The 1,045-nt window shown below is 43.5% G+C and carries 1 protein-coding gene; it reads left to right on the forward strand.

Translation table 11 applies throughout. The annotated features are described in order from the left end of the window. Positions 1–1,008 (forward strand): transposase (locus BUB71_RS18755; RefSeq protein ID WP_084731845.1); only part of this gene is annotated, 1,008 nt, incomplete at its 5' end. Between the last annotated feature and the right edge of the window lie 37 nt (positions 1,009–1,045).

The raw sequence follows: 1,045 nt of genomic DNA on the forward strand, positions 1-1,045 counted from the left end.
AAAATAGAAAAATCCGCCAAAATGTGGTTAGATGAAAGCTCTCACACAACCATCATCCACAAAGGGCGGATCATCATGAGTGTAGCACGACTTTCATCTAGAAACCATCCTCTATCTGAACTTTTTTCTCTTGTCGATCAACTTTGTTCCCGTTTCGAAGAAACGAGGTCTCGACAAGGTCGACCTCGTCGGTTTAGTGACGCTCAAATCGTCAAATGCTTGGTTTACCAAGTATATTACCGGATTCGTAGTTTTCGAGAGCTGGAATGGAAATTGAAACAGGATTTATGGGCACTTCGTGGGATGGGGATTTCAGAAGTACCGGATCATTCCACCTTTTGTCGGCGAGTTAAAGCCATCGAAGAAGATCTTTATTATCGCGTGTATCAAGAAATCTTAACTGAACTTCAGCCTGAAGCAAGAGTTTGTTTCTGGGATTCGACGCCCTTGCGGTCGTCTCGATATGATCGAGACGCGGAAAAAGGGAAAGGTACACGATTAGGCTGGTTTTATGGATACAAGCTGCATGCCATTGTATCCGAGGATTTACTCCCTTTGTCGTGGGATGTAACGCCGGCTGGTTTCTACGACAACCAGGCATCTCAATTGATTCGATCCTTATCTCATCATGATGTCTTTCTTCTCTTAGCGGATGCTGCTTATGACGATCATCGATTGTTTGCGGACTGTAAAGATGCAGGAATTCACTTGGCTACGCAAGTGAATATGCGTCGATCCCCATCTCCTGAATCCTTTCGATCCGCTCATCGAAGGCAGAATTGGCGATTTGTGAATCGTGGTTTAGGTAAAAAGCTACTTCGAAAACGTTCACGAATCGAAAGTTTTTTTTCGACTCTCAAAATGCTGTATGGCTTGGAACAACCTCGACTCTATGGGATTTACCGCTACTACCGACATGTGTTATGGGTGATTTTGGTTTATTTATTGGATCGATTAATGAATAAGTGGATGGACATTTCCACTCGAAAAGCACCTTGGAACCGCTAACCCTTTGGGTTTAGCGATTAATTATGCAACAACCTCT

Origin of the sequence: Seinonella peptonophila (genome assembly GCF_900129355.1) — a bacterium.
Taxonomy (GTDB): Bacteria; Bacillota; Bacilli; order Thermoactinomycetales; family Thermoactinomycetaceae; genus Seinonella; species Seinonella peptonophila.